The organism is Bacillus sp. CH_48 (genome assembly GCF_038008465.1).
GTDB lineage: Bacteria > Bacillota > Bacilli > Bacillales > Bacillaceae_G > Bacillus_A > Bacillus_A thuringiensis_S.
The window spans coordinates 178,216-192,942 of record NZ_JBBOZF010000001.1; the positions used below are offsets into that span (position 1 = coordinate 178,216).

Here is a 14,727-nt window from a genome sequence, read left to right on the forward strand (position 1 = left end):
TGCAACATGACTATTTTGTTAGTAGCAAATATGAATAGCAACTTATTTTAAAGAAATGAAAAAACAAACGTAGGAGGATATATATGACGAAACCAGTTGTAGACGTGAAAAACGTCCAAAAATTGTACGGTAAAAAAGGTGAGAACCAATCACACGCGTTAAAAGGTGTTTCATTCTCAATTCATGAGGGGGAGTTTGTCGGAATTATGGGGCCATCTGGTTCTGGTAAAACAACATTATTAAATGTAATTTCAACGTTAGATAAAGCGACAGGCGGTGTTGTTGAAATTGCGGGTACGGATATTACGAAAATGAAGCAAGGTGAGCTTTCTGATTTCCGTTCGCAAAAATTAGGATTCATTTTCCAAGACTTTAACTTATTAGAAAATTTATCTATTTACGAAAATATTGCACTTCCACTTTCACTTCAGGGTGTCCCATCACGAAATATTGGACAGAAAGTAGAAAAGGTAGCTGATATGTTAGGAATTTCAGCAATCCTTCAAAAGTATCCATCTGAAGTATCTGGTGGACAAAAACAGCGTTCAGCAGCAGCACGTGCGTTAGTGCATGAGCCAGCAATTATTTTAGGGGACGAACCAACAGGAGCGCTTGATTCTAAAAATGCAACAAGTTTACTGGATGCGATGACAAACTTAAATAAAGAACAAGGTGTATCCATTATGATGGTTACGCATGATCCTTACAGCGCAAGTTACTGTCAGCGTATTTTATTCATTCAAGATGGTGAGTTATATAAAGAAATTCATCGCGGTGGTACCCGTGAAGAATTCTATAAAGAAATTTTAGACGTGCTTGCAAACTTAGGCACAAAAAAAGCGTAAGGAAGGAAGGAAGTTCAATCATGTTATTTAAACTTTCTATGTCAGGCCTAAAAAGTAAGTTGCAAGATTACATTGTTTTACTTGTTGGTCTTATTGTCTCTATTTCAACTTTTTATATGTTTCAAACGCTAGCATCCAATAAAACGTTCCTTGAATCCAACTCTTCTATTAGGGATATTGTGGCTGTCTTTAAAATTGGTTCCTTTTTGTTAGCGGTTATCACATTTTTTTATATTTTATATGCAAACTCTTTCTTATCAGCTCTTCGTCAAAAAGAATTTGGTATGTATATGATGTTAGGAGCAAAAAAGCATAAAGTTACATTACTTATGTTTATCGAAACAATCGTATTAGGCGCTGCGTCTCTTGCGATTGGTATTACAGTTGGTGTAGGACTTGCAGAAGGGATCGGTCAGTTATTAATGAAACAACTCGAGTTTGCTGGTGAAGGTTATAAAGCATTTTATCTGCCATCAATAGCTATTACTTGCGTCTTCTTCTTTGCACTATTTGTATTATCTGCAATTATGAATAGTATTAAATTATCGCGTATTTCTGTACTACAACTTGTACATGCAGATGCACAAACAGAACGTGTTGCCATAAAAGGAAAAATGACAGTTGTAATTGCATTCCTTGGTATTCTTTTATTAGGTATTGGTTATGCATCACTGATCTATATGTCATATGCAAATTCGCTAATTGCTTTGGGATTAATGGCCGTTGGATTAATCTCAGCAACCGCTGGTACTTACCTTATATTTGGATCCCTTCTCCCAGTTATGATTAACAAGCTAAAGAGTAATAAAAAACGTAGTGAAAAAGGCCTCAATGCTTTTACTTTTGCACAATTAAATTTCCGCATTAATGGTCTAACAAATGTGCTTGCAACAGTAGCAATCTTAGTGGCTCTTGGTGCTGGTGGAATTGCTTGTGGTATGGCATTTAAAAACAACATCCTAAAAACGACAGATCAAATGCGAATTTACGATTCAGTCATTCATAATCCAACAGCGGAAGAAAAGAAAATTTTGGGTGGTATCTTATTTCAAGAAAAACATGAATATCATTACAAAGTTGATGATAGGTATGTTTATTATCTTAAAGAAGATGTAGAAAAAAATCGTCCTTTCTTGCAAGGTATGAAAATAGAGAAAGTTTCAGAGGAAATACCCATTGGTGCATTTTCAATAAAACGGGTTCAAGGAGAGACGAACACAAAACAATGGATCCAGGCTTTCAGAACGATCCAGCCAGATTATATGTATCTTGATTATGAAATGAAAATTGTAGATCAAAACATATACGATGGTATGAAGGGTAAAGAAAGTACTGTGTTTATGGGGAGAACAGATGATTTTGGATCATACATAAAAGAATGGAAAAAACTTGATGAATTACAGATGGCAAAATATAAAAATGTGAGAGCGGAAGAATTGGATAGTAAGTATCAAGCATATATTGTGAGTCATAATTTTGCCAGCGGACTAATATTTATGGGTTTTTTCGTTGGAGTTGCATTTTTAGCAATGATGGCAAGCTGCTTAATGTTTAAAATTCTATCCGGTGCATCCAAAGATAGTACACGTTATCAAATGCTTCGTAAAATCGGTGTTCGCAGGGAGTTATTAATACAATCGATTTATAAAGAGTTATTCTTCGTATTTTTAGTCCCAGCAATTGTGGGTATTGTTCACGTATTAGTTGGTATAAACATGTTCAGCGTTCTTTTGGCTGATCCGTACTTTCGTATTTGGCTACCAATTATTATTTTCGTAGTGATTTACTCGATTTACTACTTGATTACAGTTCAATTGTATAAAAGAATTGTACTTCCGAAAGAAAAATAGTTTTACAAAACATACAAAATGTTAAACTCAAAAAAACCAGTGATATCCTACACATGTACTAGTATCACTGGTTTTTTATATGGAAATTTGATGGTCAATTTGACAAATTACAAAAAATTACAAGCTCAGTTTTACATTTTCCCAACGATATTTTTGTAAAATTATCTTTCTTTTCCCTCTGTTTGATTGGCTTGGAACTCCATTTTTAACGCAATACTATCCCCTTGGAACACGTTCTGATCTGTGCCGTTGTCTTCAAATACAAACTTTATCCAAAACCAATCCATTTTCCCAGGTTTTAACCCCCCTGTTTCAGTCCACTTAGAATGAAATACTTTTTTGGAGACAATCTCTGAACTTTGTGATTTTAGTTCTGCAAGGGTTGTCTCGTATGCAGGGCTTTTTGCAGGATCCCAATCCCAAAGAAATTGTACTTTAATATGTTTACCGAAATCTTCTGTAGTATTATTTTGTTTTAAGTCGTTTACAGTATAGTCTATTTTCATCATGATATCTTTAATATCTAATGAACCACTATTTTTTAAATTGAATTTTTTTAATATTTTGTCCCCAGGTTTTAAATTTTCTAAGTTAAGTGAAGTAGTTGGTTGCATAGCTAAATCCAATGTACCTGCAGCAAATGTATTATTTGTCACAACTTGATCGCTAAAATATGCATATGTTCCCCCACCAATTAAAGACATACCAAGAGCGGCTGAAACCACTCCAACACCTAATTTCTTTTTCAATGACATTTTTTGTTCCTCCCATATCATTTTTACAATTTTTCTCCCTAATTAACTAAAACGCTCCCCTTAATACAGGTATAGCATCAATTGTAAGAATTTTGTATTGAAATAAGAATATTACTTATTGAGAAAATTATGTTGTTATCTGTTTTCTATAAATTAAACGTACTCAAAATAGAAAGTTTGAATCCGGAATTTACTTAAAGTTAAAGGGCAATGGATGTACCTGTAACGTACTGTTGATTCGAAAGGAAACACAATCGATTTTTGTCTAAACAAAACAAGAGATGAAAGCGCTGCGGCCTTTTCATGTTTCAAAGCCACGTGTAATAACAGTCGATAAGAATCCGGCTTATTCTATAGCAATTGGGTAGTTGAAAAAAGAAAAAGGCATACCTGATAGTAAGCAACTTAGACAACAAAATTACTTGAATCATATAGTAGATGGACTTGTAACATAGAATACGATTCCGTTAGGAATATATATGTTTTATTCTCTTTTACTTTGTTTTTGCACCAGAACCAAAATACAAAGGGAGCAAGAAGAGCTACGTAACGTCAAGAGAAAATAAAGAAAGAGACAGAAGAACGACAATATATTCAAATACAGAAAGCGTAGCTATATAGAAAAAAGCGCTATGGAACAAATGAAGCTTGTATCATGTCTATATATTGAAACCATATTAAAAGTGAGGGCAGTTTTATGTTTATTCAAATAAGTTTGAGGTGTGGAAATGGAACAGAAGTTTATTGGAAAATGTAATCATGACGAGCTCGACTATGTTATTAAAGACTATTGGCAAGATGTATGGAATTATTCATTTATTATTACAAAAGATCCACACTTATCAGATGATATCACACAAGATGTCTTTATAAAGGTTTTTAAACATTGGCATTCGTTTCGAAAGGATTCATCTATTAAAACGTGGATATTAAAAATCACAAGAAATACAGCAATAAACTATTTAAAATCCGCTTATTTTAAAAGGATATCTTTAGTGGGATTTTTTAGTGACGACAAGCAGTCTTCTTCGGCAGAACAACAGTTTTTTAAACAAGAGGAACTAAATGAAGTGTGGGATGTTGTATTAAAACTACCTAAAAAACAACGTGAAATACTAATATTAGACGCAAAATATGAATTATCTTATGAAGAAATGGCTGAAACATTAGGTGTGTCAATTGGAACAGTCAAATCTAGATTAAGTAGAGCGAGAAGTAAAGTTTCAAAACTAATAGGGGAGGGTAGAAGTGATGAACAGTAAAAAAAATCCTGACTGGTATAGTAAATTGAAAAAAGGACCAATGGAGCATCGGAAAGATGAAGAAAAATATATTGATAAAATAAAGCAATCGGTATATCAAAATAGTGAAGTAGATTCTGTAACATATAAGAGACCATTTCGAAAAAAAGCATTGCCTGTTGTAGTTGTTTTGGTTTGTACAATGTTATTTTTCATTGTTCAACAACCTTGGCTTGATGATAATAAATCACCAGTACAAAGTAGTACTCAAATTGAGCCGAAAACAAAAGATGAATCTGCTCAAGATCCATCATTGAAACAATTTATGAATGATTTATATCAAAGTACAAATTCAAAAAATGAAAATGATTTGTATAGAGCATTAAATGAAGAAGTTCTATTTAAAGGGAAGAGTTATAAGAAGGATGAATTGAAGTTTGATGAAGATATTTTTCATGAGTTGCAAGTCGCTCTTACAATGGGGGGAGAGTTTGCAAATGATACAAAGAAAGTATATAAAGTACCAAGTGGAATGTCAGAAAGTAACCAATCAAAGCGAGACCATTATATATATGTAACTGTTAGTGGAAATAAAACGAAAATTTTAGCTGAACCAAAACGAGAATCACAAATTTTATATGAAGTATCTAATGAAATTGTAAAAGCTTGGATTCCAGAAAAAGTGCAGAATGATGAATATATAAAAATATCGACATTTAACGGTAATACTGGGTATGTACAAAAAGAGTATGTTTTAACGGATATTAAATATTCATTTGTGTTCGAAAAAGATCATGAAGGTATATGGAAAATAATAAATATAGATTCTATATGGTAAAAGAGGAAGGTTCACTTTAATGAACCTTCCTCTTTGTTTTTATTTTCTTGTTGAAGTGTATGCCAGAACTCTAAAACTTCTGCTGTAACGAGAGCAGCGATGTTTTTTTCTGAATTACTACCAGGAATAACGACAGAAATGGCGATTTGTGGATCTTCGGTAGGAGCATATGAAATGAAAAGAGAATGATTTATCATTCTTTCTTGCTCATTCGGAGAACCTGTACTACCCGTTTTACCTGCGACATGAAAGGGTAAATTTTTAATCTCCTCTATATTCTGCCCCATTCCACCTTGCACGACACTCCAAAATTCCATAGGATAACGATTTGAACTTTCTAAAATGGGTTTAAACTTTTTTGTTTCCCTACCATCTTGACCAATAATCGCACTTACAATTTGAGGTTTATATTTATCACCTTTACTTGCCAAAGTTGCTGCATATTGAGCGAGTTGAAGGGGGGTGTGCACTTCATTTTCTCCCCAAGAGGCATTTAATAAAGCGGAGATTCCCTTTTCAAACGTATTAGATGGATGGAATTCATATTGTCCGTCTTCTTCAAAGGGTAAATCAATCCCGGTTTTAGAACGTAGGCCGAATTGCATTAAATAATCTGTCCATATATGTGCCACTTTTTCTATATTCCCATTATTTTGGTTGAATAAGGGCAGAGCTACTTTTGCTGTCATAAATGTGTTAGATGAATTAATAATAGCCTGCCTTGGTGTAATCTCACCTGTTGGCGTTCCAGGTGCATTCGAAATGTTATTTTGATTATCATACTGAAAGGTACCCTTATCTAAATAAGTATCTTCAGGTTGAAAAAGCTTTTCGCTTAATCCAATTAAAATAGTAAGCGGCTTTATAGTAGAGGACATATTTACATAAGATTCACCATACTTTAATTTTTGAATTGTTTTATTTTGCGAAAGTGATTTAAAGTTTTCATTTTTAAATGATACGTGTGTATTTGGATTAAATACTGCCGAGTTGGCCATAGTTAAAACTGCGCCAGTTTTTACATCGCTCACTACAGCATAACCAGCTTTAGCATCAGGAATTTTCTTAATTTGAGATCTTAATGCTTCCTCTGTTTTTTGCTGCAATTTAGAGTCTAAGGCTAGCCGGACATCTTTACCTATTTGTACGTTTTGAATGTTCCAGAAGAACTTTTTATTACCAATCTTAAAAATAAGAGTTTTTCCTGATTTTCCTTTTAAATCATTTTCATATTGTAGCTCAATCCCACTTTTTCCAACAAGCATATGCTTTGAATTAAGGTCATTTTCTACATACCCAATTACTTGCGAGCCAATTTCATGTTTAGGATAATATCGAATCCATTCATCTTTAATTATTACATTATTGGGTTTGTTTTTGTTTATGAATGCAAGTTCGTTCTCAGTTATATCAGAGTATAACGGTATATCATTCATAGTCTGCTTTTTACAAGATTGTTGTAATTGAGATTTTATGTTCTTTGTAGAAATATCATGTTGAAACTCGCTTGAAAATTGATTAAAAAAAGCTAATGTGTTTGAAGTGTCTTGTTTCGATAGCTTTTCATCATTAGAAGTGCAATATAGAGACTTAACTTTCTTATTTGTAGCTAGTATTACACCATTTTGATCAAAAATCTTTCCTCTTTCAGCTGAAGAAGTTGCGATAGTAATTGAAATGAAGTTGATTTTTAATAAAATTAGTAAAATCAAACCTACGATAGAAAGAACCGCAAAAAATCTCCATCTTTTTGTATGTAACATATAACCCTCCCTTATGTAGCCTATTTCATCTTATATTTAATTATTTTTTTTGTAAATGTGGAACAACTTTATTGTTTAGGTTGTCTATTAAGTATTACAGCATGAAGAAAGGAATAATTAGTATGAAAAATTACTAATAAGTCTATTTATAAGTTTAATATGAGTCATTATACAGTTTAGTATTTCTAATGTAAGCAACAAAAAAATAGAGAGAAAAATAAGAAAGGCGATTTATCAATTACTGGGCTGTAACCTACCCCAAAAACAAAAATTTTATCTCTTGACAGTTATTTATGTAAATTAAGCTCGTATTTTTGAACGACATGACGATTTTATCTTATTCAGCCTTGTTTAAAATTACTTCCCTAACGAATAAATCCTACATCTTTTGCGAGCCTTTAAAGATCCAAAGCTCGATTGTTGTATTAGTAATCACTATATAAAATGCATATGTACAAAATTATATTCATAAAAACAGAGGTGTAAAATGAACATTATTTTCAATTTAATCGCTAGTTATGCGATTCCTACGATACTACTCACACTCTTGTTACTATTTGTATTTGTTTTTAGTTATTTTGTAGTATACAAAAAGATATGTAAAAGAGAAAAAAAACTAACTGTAAAACAAATTATATTGTTTGTTTTAATAACAGGATACTATTCCCTTGCATTATCAGCTACTTCACTTGGTCGTTCAGATGATATGGCCTTTGCAAGAACCATTGATTTTGATGTACTTAGTATTTATAAAAAAGCATGGAATACATTTTCATTTACTTCCTTTTTCCATATCATTGTGAATATAGGTATGCTTTTTCCTTTAGGAATTTTATTCCCTTTATTTAGTAAGGTTTTTCAAAAAACAAAATGGATGTTAATCATCTCAATTATAGCAAGTTTATTGATTGAAATTCTTGAATTTACACTGCAACGAGGAAGTATGGAACTAGCAGATTTACTTCATAATACTTTAGGCATGATGCTAGGATATTCTGTGTTAAACATAGTTCTTATATTTTTGAAAAAAAATGAAACAGATACAAAAATAATCAAATATTTATACCTTCCCATTACAGTAAGTTTCGTCGCACTCGGAATAATAATTTCGTATCAAATGAAGGAATTTGGGAATATGCCTATTGATCCCATTACAAAAAATGATATGTCTCAAGTTACTATAAAAACATCAATAGAGTTAAAAGACGCAGAGAACAAAATGCCTGTTTACAAATATTACGGTACAAAAAAATCACATGTTCGAGATGTTGAAATTCTTTCTCCAAAGGAAGCATTTCAAAAACTGAAACAAGGAGAATTTGATCCTATAGGATCTTTCAAAGCAGGTGATACATTATTCATCACAAAATATAATATAGATTACTATACTGATACAAAAGGCTTCTCACAGCCTATATATGTTTTTGAAGTTCAGTTAAATGATAGGGATAGTTGGTTTCAACCTATTTCCGCAAAGAAATAACGTAAATTTGGTTTTGATGCCAAGCTATTTAAGAAATAAACAGAGACCTGAATGTATGAAGAAATATTATGAAGAGCATGAGGATTGGTATGAAAATGAGACGGAAGCAGTTAAGCAACGATATGAGTGGTTAGAAGAAACTTGCCGACTTGAAATGAAATCGTTTAAAGAATTGCAATATAAACGAATTACTGGAACGGATGGAGAAAAAAGATTCACTAATGACTTTGGTGATTATTTTAAACATTATGGTATAGAAACTTAGGATATGGATTCGGTAGAAAAAGAATGTGTAAACGTGACGTTCTTCTTCATTTTAGATGAAGCTAAACAGTATCAAAAATATTATCCTCATAACCTTGGGAAATCAAGAGTATCTTGTACAGCTCTCCTTATACCTAATTATAAATGTTTATGTTCAATCTTAGATTTCCTGCTTGGAGGAATAAAATGATCTTGAACAAAGTTTATATAAATAATCCCACAAACCATTGCAATATAAAATACTGCACAAAAGAAGATTAAAATGTATTTAAATGTCTTGTTCATATTGGTACCTTCCTAAAAGGAACTAATTTGGATTTTAATATTGTATGTAAAAAGGAAAGGATAGATGAACAGGAGAGTATACCTGTTTACATCTATCCTTTTTTACAACAATATGACTACATTTACTACTACAACAAATTTTCATATAGTTATTGAACTATTTTTTGAATAACTAAATTAACCTCTTCATTAACTTTAATTACGAATAAATGGTCCCCTTCACCTTCAATTGGACCAACTACATCTTCATTAAAAGATTCAGCATGTTGTCTACCATGTCTATTAAACTAGCAGTTTTTATTTTCCCTGATTCTTTTCCATACCTAAGGTACCCAAAAGTCCACTGGATTCCCGAGGCTACTATCCACATTTGTGTCTATAAAAAGACTTTTTGTGCCACTAGACGTAACTGTAGATTCCTGAACAAGAAAAATCATGAAAATACACACAAAGTTAGATTATCATCCATTACATTACTGTTTTGCTTCGTTCGAATAGAAAAACTGGGAAGAACGCCACTTGTTCGATATCTCCTCAATGTGATAAGGTGTCGTTCTGCAGCATCCGCCTATTAAACGTGCACCTGCTTGGTACCATTCTTCAGATTGAATATCCAACGTGTTACATTGTTCATGACCATGCCATGTTTTTGTTTCTGGATTATAAGTTTCACCAGAGTTTGGATAAACAATAATTGGTTTTTTTATGTTTGCCCTCAACTCTTGGATTGCACCAGTCACAACAGTTACTGGTGCACAATTGATGCCTATTGCTACAATTTGTTCACTTTTCTCAAAAACTCGTGCACACTCCACTAGTTTCATACCTTCACTAATCTCTTTCTCATTTTTTAGCGAAAAGGAAAGCCACGCATATGTTTCTGGAAACTCACGCAATAATGTATCTAATACTCTTGCTTCTTGCAGGCAAGGGATCGTTTCAAATGCCAATAGATCTGCACCTGCTTCGATTAACGCAGACATTCTCGAACGGTGAAAGTCTACTAATGTTTCATCTGTCACAACATAGTTGCCTACATACTCTGAACCATCTGCAAGGTAAGCTCCGTACGGCCCAACTGATGCAACAACCAATGGTTTAGGCCTATTCGTTTGCGTATTTTCCTTCCAAAAATCATCTCTTGCCCTTCTTGCAAGTAACACCGTTTTCTTAATTAATTCCAAAGCTTCCTGTTCTTGTATTCCACGCGCGGAAAAACCACTAATAGTAGCTTGATAGCTTGCTGTTATGGCACAGTCTGCTCCAGCACGAAAATAGTCCGAATGAACCTGATAAATTAGTTCCGGATTTTCTAGTAACACACGTGCCGACCAAAGGGGATCGTCCAAATTACATCCATGCGCCTCCAATTCAGTAGCTAATGCTCCGTCTAGAAGCATAATGGAATGTTGGGATAAAATAGTATCAATTGGGTTGATTTTGTTCGACATAATCTACACCCCTCTTTTTTAGATTTTTTGTTAGATAATAACTTCCATAGCAAAACAAAATAAACGGTATGCCGCAATATAAGGCAATTCTCTGTGTTGGATCGAATGCAATTCCAATACACGATGCCAGACAAAGGATAAAAGAAGCAATTGGTACTAATGGATATAGTGGTGTGCGATAAATCAAGTCCTTTTCAGAATTTCCTTCTTTCAAAAATTGTCTGCGAAATAGGAACTGGGAAGCGCTAATACTCATCCAAACTATAACTACTGCTAGACCGGAAATGGAAACAAGTACGATATAGACAGTATCTGGTGCCACAATACTTGAGAGCAAAGCCAAAGCTCCACCCATCATACTGAAAATGACGGCGTTGATTGGAACACCTTGCTTCGTCATTTTCCCAAAAATCGGGGATATCGTATTCTTATTAGCAAGCGACCAAAGCATTCTAGAAGAGGCATAAAGGCCTGAGTTTGCCGCAGATAAAATGGCTGTTAAGATAACGAAATTCATAATGTCAGCTGAATATGGCACCCCAATTCGTTCTAGAACTGCAACAAAAGGGCTCTCTAATACCCCTGCATCGGAAATAGGCAATAACGCAGATAAAACAACAATCGTTCCTACAAAAAAGATGATCAATCTCCACAGAGTAGTTCGAATGGCCTTCGGTATCATTTTTTCCGGGTTCGCTGTTTCTCCAGCTGCAATGCCTATTAATTCTGTTCCCGAAAAAGCAAAATTAACCGCAAGCATGGTCATCATAATGGCCGTAGCACCATGAGGAAATAAACCTCCACTTGTAAAATTAGAAAAGAATGGTGCTGCTTTTGAATGAGTCATTGGAAGAAACCCTAGCATTGCTGCTACTCCTAAAACAAGAAAAAGCACAATAGCTATAACCTTTATCGATGAGAACCAAAATTCGGATTCGGCGAAAAATTTAACAGTCAGGACATTTAATACAAAGATCAAAATGGCAAAAAGAACACTCCATAACCAAATATTAACCGATGGAAACCATCGCTTCATAAGTAATCCTGCGGCTGTAAATTCAGAACCTAAAGCAACAGTCCAAGTTAACCAATACAACCAGGCTACTGTATATCCTGTACCCGGTCCAATGTATTTAACTGCATAGCTATGAAATGCGCCTGTTTCAGGCATATGTACGGAAAGCTCTCCTAAACATAGCATAACTAGATAAACCACTAGCGCACCAATCAGGTAGGATAGAATTGATCCAAACGGGCCAGCTTGTTGAATAGTGTAACCCGAGCTTAAGAATAAGCCAGTTCCAATCACCCCACCAAGTGATAGCATGACTAAATGACGTGCTTGCATTTTCCTTTGAAATTCTCGCCCATTTTTGTTCTCCATTTCTACTCTCCTTTAGTTACTATCCAGAAAAAACAAAAACGCACTCTAAAAAAGAGGGCGCTACTGACAAATAAAAACGGAAGCTCTCATCTATCAGGATTATCACCCGCTGGAATTAGCACAGTGTCTACTTAAGCAGACCTGTTGCTGAGGTTTCATAAGGCCAGTCCCTCCACCTCTCTGGATAAGAAATATTTTTTTATAACCTTATCAATCCATTTAATAACTGTCAAGATAATTCTGTTTTTTTAAAAAAATTATCTATTATAGAAATACAAAAAATAGTATTACTATAACTGCAACCCACTCCTTCTCGGGTATTATTTAAAAATCGAACATACAAAACCTGATTTATTTATCATTTTAGCCAAGAAGACTCCTTCCTCAAGGAGCGTGAAGGGTCACAGCCCAGTGAGTAGGTGGGAGATGAATTGGCTTCGAACAAGGGATGGCAGGAAGCCATCTTAATTGTTCGACATACAGAAAGTGTTACTCCACTACCTATCGAATATATGTTTGGTTTGTGATAGTTATATACCGAAATGGAGGTGAATCAAATAATGATTAATAAAGCCTATAAGTTTCGTATCTATCCAAATCAGGCACAAGCAATTCTAATCAACAAAACGATTGGGTGTTCTCGCTTTGTATTCAATCATTTCCTATCCTTATGGGATCACGCATACAAAGAGACAGGAAAAGGCTTGACCTATGGTACATGCTCTGCCAAACTATCTGCCATGAAGAAAGAGCTTGTTTGGCTAAAAGAAGTGGATAGTATTGCGATTCAGTCGTCTGTTCGCAACCTTGCGGATGCTTATATGCGCTTTTTCAAAAAACAAAACAGCGCACCGCGCTTTAAGTCTAAGAAGAACAACGTACAATCTTATACCACAAAACAAACAAATGAAAACATTGCCGTTGTAGGGAACAAAATAAAGTTGCCGAAACTAGGCCTTGTTCGATTTGCCAAAAGTCGCGAAGTAGAGGGGCGTATTGTAAATGCTACAGTTAGACGGAACCCTTCTGGTAGATATTTTGTGTCACTATTAGTTGAAACAGAAGTACAAGAACTTCCGAAAACAAGTTCTTACATTGGAATAGATGTAGGACTAAAAGATTTCGCTATTTTGTCAGATGGAACACACTATGAAAATCCGAAGTTTTTCCGATCATTAGAAGATAAGTTGGCGAAAGCACAGCGTGTTCTTTCTAGAAGAATGAAAGGATCTTCTCGCTGGAATAAACAACGAGTAAAGGTAGCTAGAATTCATGAATACATATCAAATGCTAGAAAAGATTACTTGGACAAAATTTCAACTGAAATCATCAAAAACCACGATGTTATCGGTATAGAGGATTTGCAAGTATCGAATATGTTAAAGAATCATAAGTTAGCAAAAGCAATTAGTGAGGTATCTTGGTCGCAATTTCGATCCATGTTAGAATACAAAGCAAAATGGTATGGCAAACAAGTCATTGTCGTATCGAAAACATTTGCTTCCAGCCAATTATGTTCTTGTTGTGGATATCAAAATAAAGACGTTAAAAATCTAAACCTACGTAAATGGTTTTGCCCTTCATGTCAAACACATCATGATAGAGATATTAACGCAAGTATCAATCTAAAGAATGAAGCGATAAGGCTTCTAACCGCAAGGACTGCGGGGTTAGCCTAATCAATTAGAGTTCGATAGAACTCTTTACTTAGGAATCCCTCACTTCTAAACGAAGTGAAAGTGGGGGTAGTTCAAGATACGGTTCACAAGTACTTCCTCAAAATTTAATGCATTTCTAAATATCTTCGTACTTCTTTGGCTATGGGGTCACCATACATAACCATCAACTCAGGAGATTTTAATACCCTCCAATATCAAAAAACATTATCTTTTCTAAACAAGCTAAATTAGAAAGGATAATGTTTTCTTATGAATCTCTCGATTTAAGATAAATTATTACCATTTGCAGAAGAATTACAACGATATGTTACACCTGTATTCTTAGAAGAACTTGCAAGAGAAATAGAATTTATTAAGCGAAAACTTAAGTTTTCTGGATCAGAATTAGCTGCTATTTGCATTTGGATTAGTCAACGGGTGGCAAGTGATTACTTGGTTCGATTATGTAGTAGGCTTCATGCAGCGACAGGCACTTTACTTAGCTCTGAGGAACTTAATAAAACTTCTATTGAAGTTTCTAATTGACTACAAAGTTGAGTAAGAGAGGTAGTAGCGATTTGTTGATTTAACCATACACACAAAGATAAAAAATGGTGCCCATGGCACTTGCGTTTTCGTTTTATTCCGCCTGCTTCTATGGCTAATTGATTAAGTGTAGTAGGAGTCATATATCGATATAACTCTTCAGCAAATAAAGACAACTCTTGTTTTTGATGAATATTTATAAAAAGCACGTCACCCTTACTCATTAACATAAGAGAATAGTAACGTGCTTTTAACTTCAAGAATAGTCTAAATCCTTAAGTTGATGGATGTGGGTTATCGCCACATGCCCATTAAGCTAAAAATAGATTTTCTATGCAATTCCATTTTTTTGTTGTGCCACTAT

At 34.1% G+C, this 14,727-nt stretch carries 11 protein-coding genes, 3 pseudogenes and 1 riboswitch; of the genes and pseudogenes, 9 read left to right on the forward strand and 5 right to left on the reverse strand.

Annotated features, from left to right (window positions below; translation table 11 throughout):
• Positions 1 to 83 precede the first annotated feature (83 nt).
• Positions 84 to 845 carry an ABC transporter ATP-binding protein gene (locus tag N2V92_RS00910; RefSeq protein ID WP_340864004.1) on the forward strand — a complete coding sequence of 254 codons (762 nt, stop codon included), beginning with the start codon at positions 84 to 86 and terminating at the stop codon, positions 843 to 845.
• Between the two features lie 20 nt (positions 846 to 865).
• Complete coding sequence (locus N2V92_RS00915) at positions 866 to 2,695, forward strand: ABC transporter permease (RefSeq protein WP_340864005.1); 1,830 nt, start codon at positions 866 to 868, stop codon at positions 2,693 to 2,695.
• A gap of 161 nt (positions 2,696 to 2,856) precedes the next feature.
• Here the strand turns inward: N2V92_RS00915 and N2V92_RS00920 are convergent, their stop codons facing one another.
• Positions 2,857 to 3,450, reverse strand: coding sequence for a TasA family protein (locus tag N2V92_RS00920; protein WP_000053759.1), 594 nt, complete (start codon positions 3,448 to 3,450; stop codon positions 2,857 to 2,859).
• A 193-nt stretch (positions 3,451 to 3,643) separates the two neighbouring features.
• Here N2V92_RS00920 and N2V92_RS00925 point away from each other — a divergent pair.
• The 3 genes and pseudogenes from N2V92_RS00925 to N2V92_RS00935 all read left to right on the forward strand — a co-directional run.
• Positions 3,644 to 3,890, forward strand: a pseudogene (locus tag N2V92_RS00925) (DDE-type integrase/transposase/recombinase); the annotation flags it as partial.
• A gap of 288 nt (positions 3,891 to 4,178) precedes the next feature.
• Positions 4,179 to 4,712 (forward strand): RNA polymerase sigma factor, encoded by a 534-nt coding sequence (locus N2V92_RS00930; RefSeq protein ID WP_000435498.1) that lies wholly within the window; start codon positions 4,179 to 4,181, stop codon positions 4,710 to 4,712.
• On the forward strand, positions 4,702 to 5,529 hold the full coding sequence (locus tag N2V92_RS00935; protein ID WP_098377548.1) for an SH3 domain-containing protein: 828 nt from the start codon (positions 4,702 to 4,704) through the stop codon (positions 5,527 to 5,529). The genes N2V92_RS00930 and N2V92_RS00935 overlap by 11 nt, the downstream gene beginning before the upstream one ends.
• Before the next feature lie 11 nt (positions 5,530 to 5,540).
• Here the strand turns inward: N2V92_RS00935 and N2V92_RS00940 are convergent, their stop codons facing one another.
• On the reverse strand, positions 5,541 to 7,292 hold the full coding sequence (locus N2V92_RS00940; protein ID WP_098377547.1) for a peptidoglycan D,D-transpeptidase FtsI family protein: 1,752 nt from the start codon (positions 7,290 to 7,292) through the stop codon (positions 5,541 to 5,543).
• Positions 7,293 to 7,779: 487 nt separating this feature from the next.
• Between N2V92_RS00940 and N2V92_RS00945 the strand changes: the two genes are divergently transcribed.
• Together N2V92_RS00945 and N2V92_RS00950 are read left to right on the forward strand one after the other, a co-directional pair.
• Entirely contained in the window at positions 7,780 to 8,775 is a 996-nt protein-coding gene (locus N2V92_RS00945) for a VanZ family protein (protein WP_098377618.1), read from the forward strand.
• 55 nt (positions 8,776 to 8,830) lie between these two features.
• Positions 8,831 to 9,040, forward strand: a complete 210-nt coding sequence (locus tag N2V92_RS00950) for a hypothetical protein (RefSeq protein ID WP_241667539.1) — start codon at positions 8,831 to 8,833, stop codon at positions 9,038 to 9,040.
• A 757-nt stretch (positions 9,041 to 9,797) separates the two neighbouring features.
• Here N2V92_RS00950 and mmuM read toward each other — a convergent pair.
• Positions 9,798 to 10,775, reverse strand: coding sequence for a homocysteine S-methyltransferase (gene mmuM, locus N2V92_RS00955; RefSeq protein ID WP_170265069.1), 978 nt, complete (start codon positions 10,773 to 10,775; stop codon positions 9,798 to 9,800).
• Positions 10,750 to 12,159 (reverse strand): S-methylmethionine permease, encoded by a 1,410-nt coding sequence (gene mmuP, locus N2V92_RS00960; RefSeq protein ID WP_170265072.1) that lies wholly within the window; start codon positions 12,157 to 12,159, stop codon positions 10,750 to 10,752. Before mmuP ends, mmuM begins: the two co-directional genes overlap by 26 nt.
• A gap of 83 nt (positions 12,160 to 12,242) precedes the next feature.
• Positions 12,243 to 12,350, reverse strand: a riboswitch (SAM riboswitch).
• 369 nt (positions 12,351 to 12,719) lie between these two features.
• Between mmuP and tnpB the strand changes: the two genes are divergently transcribed.
• Together tnpB and N2V92_RS00970 are read left to right on the forward strand one after the other, a co-directional pair.
• On the forward strand, positions 12,720 to 13,838 hold the full coding sequence (gene tnpB, locus N2V92_RS00965) for an IS200/IS605 family element RNA-guided endonuclease TnpB (RefSeq protein ID WP_340864006.1): 1,119 nt from the start codon (positions 12,720 to 12,722) through the stop codon (positions 13,836 to 13,838).
• A 249-nt stretch (positions 13,839 to 14,087) separates the two neighbouring features.
• Positions 14,088 to 14,339, forward strand: a pseudogene (locus tag N2V92_RS00970) (IS4 family transposase); the annotation flags it as partial.
• Here the strand turns inward: N2V92_RS00970 and N2V92_RS00975 are convergent.
• A pseudogene (locus tag N2V92_RS00975) lies at positions 14,312 to 14,563 on the reverse strand (IS4 family transposase); the annotation flags it as partial. The pseudogenes N2V92_RS00970 and N2V92_RS00975 sit on opposite strands and share 28 nt — an antisense overlap.
• Positions 14,564 to 14,727 lie beyond the last annotated feature (164 nt).

What these genes read in the sequence shown, in the direction of transcription:
- N2V92_RS00910 (WP_340864004.1), top strand. Translation starts at nt 84, where the DNA reads ATGACGAAACCAGTTGTAGACGTGAAAAACGTCCAAAAATTGTACGGT.
- N2V92_RS00915 (WP_340864005.1), top strand. Translation starts at nt 866, where the DNA reads ATGTTATTTAAACTTTCTATGTCAGGCCTAAAAAGTAAGTTGCAAGAT.
- N2V92_RS00920 (WP_000053759.1), bottom strand. Translation starts at nt 3,450, where the DNA reads ATGTCATTGAAAAAGAAATTAGGTGTTGGAGTGGTTTCAGCCGCTCTT.
- N2V92_RS00930 (WP_000435498.1), top strand. Translation starts at nt 4,179, where the DNA reads ATGGAACAGAAGTTTATTGGAAAATGTAATCATGACGAGCTCGACTAT.
- N2V92_RS00935 (WP_098377548.1), top strand. Translation starts at nt 4,702, where the DNA reads ATGAACAGTAAAAAAAATCCTGACTGGTATAGTAAATTGAAAAAAGGA.
- N2V92_RS00940 (WP_098377547.1), bottom strand. Translation starts at nt 7,292, where the DNA reads ATGTTACATACAAAAAGATGGAGATTTTTTGCGGTTCTTTCTATCGTA.
- N2V92_RS00945 (WP_098377618.1), top strand. Translation starts at nt 7,780, where the DNA reads ATGAACATTATTTTCAATTTAATCGCTAGTTATGCGATTCCTACGATA.
- N2V92_RS00950 (WP_241667539.1), top strand. Translation starts at nt 8,831, where the DNA reads ATGAAGAAATATTATGAAGAGCATGAGGATTGGTATGAAAATGAGACG.
- mmuM (WP_170265069.1), bottom strand. Translation starts at nt 10,775, where the DNA reads ATGTCGAACAAAATCAACCCAATTGATACTATTTTATCCCAACATTCC.
- mmuP (WP_170265072.1), bottom strand. Translation starts at nt 12,159, where the DNA reads ATGGAGAACAAAAATGGGCGAGAATTTCAAAGGAAAATGCAAGCACGT.
- tnpB (WP_340864006.1), top strand. Translation starts at nt 12,720, where the DNA reads ATGATTAATAAAGCCTATAAGTTTCGTATCTATCCAAATCAGGCACAA.